This is a genomic window from Mesorhizobium sp. M7A.F.Ca.CA.004.12.1.1 (assembly GCF_003997835.1).
GTDB lineage: Bacteria > Pseudomonadota > Alphaproteobacteria > Rhizobiales > Rhizobiaceae > Mesorhizobium.
In genome coordinates this window covers 1-4,359 of sequence record NZ_RZRK01000523.1, presented here as the reverse complement: position 1 = coordinate 4,359, position 4,359 = coordinate 1, and the positions used below count along the sequence as shown (strand labels likewise).

Sequence of the window (4,359 nt, the reverse complement as noted above, 5' to 3'; positions counted from 1 at the left end):
GCCATGTTCGGCGTCGAGCAGGGCGAGGGCGGCAAGGTGAGCCGGCGAATCACCGAGCCCGACCACCATGGGCACGCCGCGCGAGCGCGCCAGCATGGCGACGTGGCTGGCGGTGCTGCCCGCCTTCAGTGCGATGCCGCCGCCGCAGCTCCAGTCGGTTTCGAGAAAACGCGTCGGCGCGATATCCTCGCCATAGAGGATGGCGCCGGCGGGCGGCTCGACGTTGCCAACCTCCGACAGAGCCCGCAGCACCTGGTCCCTGATATCGCGGATGTCGGCGGCGCGCGCGCGGAAATAATCCTGCTCCGAAGCATCGTAGCCGGCGATTTCAGCGTTAAGCGCCTGCCGCCACGCCGTGTCGGCCGGCAGGCCGGTGCGGATCGCGGCAAAGGCCGGGCTGCTCAGCGCATCGTCTTGCAGCATGGCGATCTGAAACTCGAGAATGTCGGCGGCATCGCCCTCGGCCATCCCGATCATTGCAGTGAGACGGCCCGTGGCGATGCCGATTGCGGCTTCGAGCGCGGCCTTCTCATCGTCGGCTGTTTCTTTGCCGACATAGGAGCCGACAGTCTGGTCGAGGTCGAACAGCGGCCCTTCGGCATAACCGGCCGAAGCCGAAATACCTTGCAGCCTAAGCGGTTCGGGCATGGTCCGCGCCTTCGTCGAAATCGCGCCGCACCAGTTCGACCAGCGCGTCGACGGCATCATTGGCGCCGTCTCCGCTGGCCCTGATGTGCAACAGCGTACCCTTCGGCGCCTTGGTCGCCATCACCTTGACGATGCTCTTGGCGTCGAACCAGGGGCCGTTGGCGGCAAGCGCGATTTCCACCTCGGCGGCAAAGCTCTTGGCCAGCTTGGTGAACTTCACCGAAGGACGCGCGTGCAGGCCCACCTCGTGGGTGATCACAACGGTCGCTTCGGCGGATGCGGACATGTCTTCAAACTTCCCGTTCACTCACGACGGCGACAATTCATGTGCCGTCGCCACCACTTCCCGGAGCGAGGCGCCGCCGGAGGCCTCGGTCGCCGCCATCACCGCGCCTTCGACGATCGGCGCGTTGCAGACGATGATCTTGTGCGAGCGTGGCTCGCCGATCATCTCCACCGCCATTTCCGAGTTGGTCTCGGCACCGCCGAGATCGACCAGAATGGCGACACCGGCTTCCGACCAGGCCTTGTCGATGGCGCCCATGATCGCCTCGACATTGGTGCCGAGCCCGCCATGGCCGTTTCCGCCGCACCATGCAAGCGGCACTTCGTCGCCCACCATCTGCCGCACCATGTCGGCCGTGCCCTCGGCAACCAGCGGCGAATGCGAAACGATGACGATGCCGACATTGCTCATGGCTGACCTTCCAGCGTTTCGACGATCGTGCGCACCAGAAGCGCGGTCGAGCGTGCACCGGCATCCATGTGGCCGATCGACCGGTCGCCAAGGAACGACGCACGGCCGCGCCGGGCCTTCATCGGCACGGTCGCCTCGGCGGCCGCACCGGCGATACCTGCGATTTCCGGCGCCGTCTTTCCCTGCAGCAACGCGTCATGCACCGGCTGCAGCACGTCGAGCATGGTTTTTTGTCCAACCTGCGACTTGCCCCGTGCTGCCACCGCTTCGATCGCCTTGCCGAACGCCGCCGTCAGATTGGCGCGATCAGGCGCCGCTGAAATCTCCTTGCCGAGTGCCAGGAAAAGGGTGCCGAATAGCGGGCCGGAGGCGCCGCCGACCGTCATCACCAGCTTGGTGCCGATTGCCTTCAAGGCATCGGGCAGCGGTTTGGCCGAAAATGCTTCGGCTTCCGCGCGCACGGCCTCGAAGCCGCGCTTCATGTTCAGCCCGTGGTCGCCGTCGCCGATCGCCTGGTCGAGCGCCGTCAACTCCTCGGCGTGAGCGGCAATGGTATCCGCAGCGGCCGCGATCAGCCTGGCAAGGTTCAACGCCGCCATGTCACCCGCATTTCCGGTTTCTATCTTGCCGGCAGTATCGAAAGAACGATCATTCGACAACTGGAGCATGAATCAGGCCGCTTCGTGCAGTGCGGCGGCGGCCGCGAAGACTTCGGCCACCGCGTGAGCGCCGGGGTCGACCACACCCTGCAATTTGCTGCCGACATAGGCGGACCGTCCGGCCTTAGCTTTGTCCATGGCGGAGGTGGCTTCGGCACCGCGTCGAGCCGCCACAGCCGCTTCGTCCACGCTCTTGGCATCGAGCGCTCTGAGGGCTGGCTCGAGGGCATCGACCATGGTGCGATCCCCCATCCTGGCCCCGCCATAGAAAGTCATTCGGTCGAGGCCGGCAAGCAGCGCCTTGGCTAAGCTCGCGCCGCTCTCCAGAGCTTGCGCTGCGGCGGTGAAGAAGATCGACAGCAGCACGCCGCTGGAGCCGCCCATCGACGCGCTCAGAATGTCACCTATCGCGCCAAGGGTCGCCGCCGGCTCGGCAAGCGGCAGCGCATCAAGCCGCTCGAGAACACTGCGCGCGCCGGTCGCCACCGTCGAGCCGGTGTCGCCGTCGCCTGTCTTGGCGTCGAGCCCGTTCAACGTGGTTTCCAGCGCGATCAGCCGTTCGCAGATGGTGACGAGAAGAGAGCGGGTCCGCGCATCCTGGCTGGGCTTGCGTGCCGCGCTCTGTCCGGCCGCTTTCGCCATCGGCACGACGGCAGGTGAAACAACCGGCTTTGCCGGCATCCAGGCGTGCGGACCGACCGGCGCCTGCAAGGCGGTTTCGCGCGCCGCATCCAGCCGGATCAGCGACAGCGAGAAGCCGTTCATGTTGAGCGCCGTCATCAGCGGGCCCGGGCCGATCGTCAGCTTGATGGTTTTGGCCAGCGGCGATGCAAGCACCGCATTGGCGACGACAGACATTTCGAGCGGCGGCACGGAGCCGAGATTGTTGATCAGCAAGGCGTAGGTGGCCTCGGGATCAAGCCGTGCCGCGAGGCGCTCCACCATGATCGCCACCAGCCTGTCGGCGCTCTGCACCGCAATCCTTTCGACGCCCGGCTCGCCATGAATGCCAAGGCCGAGCTCACCATCATTCTCGCCAAACCTGTCTTCGTGCGGTTGGCCGGGGATCGAGCAGGACGACAGCGACATGCCGAGCGAAACGATATCCTTCGCCGCCGCGCGAGCGGCCGTTGCGACGAATGCCAGATCGTGGCCGGCTTCCGACAAATGACCAGCGATCTTGTGCACGAACAAGGTGCCGGCAACGCCGCGCGGCTGGGTGATATCAGGCAGCGCGATGTCGTCGGCGACGATCACCATCTCGACGCGAAACCCTTCGGCGCGCGCCTTCTCGGCCGCCAGGCCGAAATTGAGGCGGTCGCCGGTGTAGTTCTTGACGATCAGCAGGCAGCCGGCCGGACCGGTGACCGCCCGGATGGCCGCCAGCACGGCTTCGACGCTTGGCGAGGCAAAGATCTCGCCTGAGACCGCCGCCGTCAGCATGCCTTTGCCGACGAAGCCGGCATGGGACGGCTCGTGCCCGGCCCCGCCGCCGGAGACGACACTGACTTTCGTCTTGTCCCAGTCGGCGCGCAGGATGACCTTGATCTCGGGATAGCCGTCGAGGCGCGCGAGATCGCCTGATCCGATGGTCCGTAACAGACCGTCGAGCGCCTCGGTGACGATCGTTTCCCTGCGATTGAAAAAGTGCTTCATCGAATTCGTCCCGTACTGGCAAAGTCAAAACCGGTGCTGAATCACCGAAAACCGCTCACATCAATCGCTGTCCATCGGCGCCGAAATACAGCGGTGACCGGTAGCGGATCACCACTCTGTCGCCCTGCGCCAAATCCGTGTCGGGGTCCGTCAGCGTCACCAGCTTCTTAGGGCCAACCGTCACATGCAAATGGTTCTGGTCACCGAGATGCTCGACCCAGTCGACAACGCCGTCGGCGTGACCATTCGCGGCCTTCGCGATCGTCAGATGCTCGGTGCGCGCGCCGATCGTCTTGGTGCCGGCCGGTGCACCGCCGTCAGGCAGCAGTCCGGTCGGCAGAAGATTGATCGCCGGCTGGCCGAGCCTTGCCGCGACATGCAGGTTTGCCGGCTCTGAATAGATGGTGCGCGGCGAGCCGATCTGCACCAGCACGCCCTCGGTGAGGATGCCGATGCGGTCTGCCATCGTCATCGCCTCGATCTGGTCGTGGGTGACGTAGAGCATAGTGGCGCCGAGCTCGGTCTGGATGCGCTTCAGCTCGAGCCTGAGATCGCCGCGCAGCTTGGCGTCGAGCGATGATAGCGGCTCGTCCATCAGATAGATCGAGGGCTTGCGCACCAGCGCGCGGCCGATGGCGACGCGCTGCATTTCGCCGCCCGAAAGTTTGGTCGAGGAGGTGGCGAAGATGGTGCGCATCC

Annotated in this window: 6 protein-coding genes; all 6 read right to left on the bottom strand. The window is 65.5% G+C overall.

Features of this window, described 5'->3' with window-relative positions:
* A partial coding sequence (locus tag EN984_RS24160) for a phosphoenolpyruvate-utilizing N-terminal domain-containing protein (protein WP_245480106.1) occupies positions 1-648 on the bottom strand: 648 nt, incomplete at its 3' end.
* The gene (locus EN984_RS24155) at positions 632-934 is read right to left on the bottom strand and encodes an HPr family phosphocarrier protein (RefSeq protein ID WP_127271907.1); all 303 of its coding nucleotides are present in this window, start codon (positions 932-934) and stop codon (positions 632-634) included. The genes EN984_RS24160 and EN984_RS24155, both read right to left, overlap by 17 nt.
* 21 nt (positions 935-955) lie before the next feature.
* Positions 956-1,345 carry a dihydroxyacetone kinase phosphoryl donor subunit DhaM gene (dhaM, locus tag EN984_RS24150; protein ID WP_013528085.1) on the bottom strand — a complete coding sequence of 130 codons (390 nt, stop codon included), beginning with the start codon at positions 1,343-1,345 and terminating at the stop codon, positions 956-958.
* Complete coding sequence (gene dhaL / locus EN984_RS24145; RefSeq protein WP_127272513.1) at positions 1,342-1,944, bottom strand: dihydroxyacetone kinase subunit DhaL; 603 nt, start codon at positions 1,942-1,944, stop codon at positions 1,342-1,344. The genes dhaM and dhaL overlap by 4 nt, the downstream gene beginning before the upstream one ends.
* Before the next feature lie 72 nt (positions 1,945-2,016).
* The gene (locus EN984_RS24140; RefSeq protein WP_127272512.1) at positions 2,017-3,660 is read right to left on the bottom strand and encodes a dihydroxyacetone kinase subunit DhaK; all 1,644 of its coding nucleotides are present in this window, start codon (positions 3,658-3,660) and stop codon (positions 2,017-2,019) included.
* 55 nt (positions 3,661-3,715) lie between these two features.
* Positions 3,716-4,359: ABC transporter ATP-binding protein (locus EN984_RS24135; RefSeq protein WP_164765607.1), on the bottom strand; the 644-nt coding region annotated here is incomplete at its 5' end.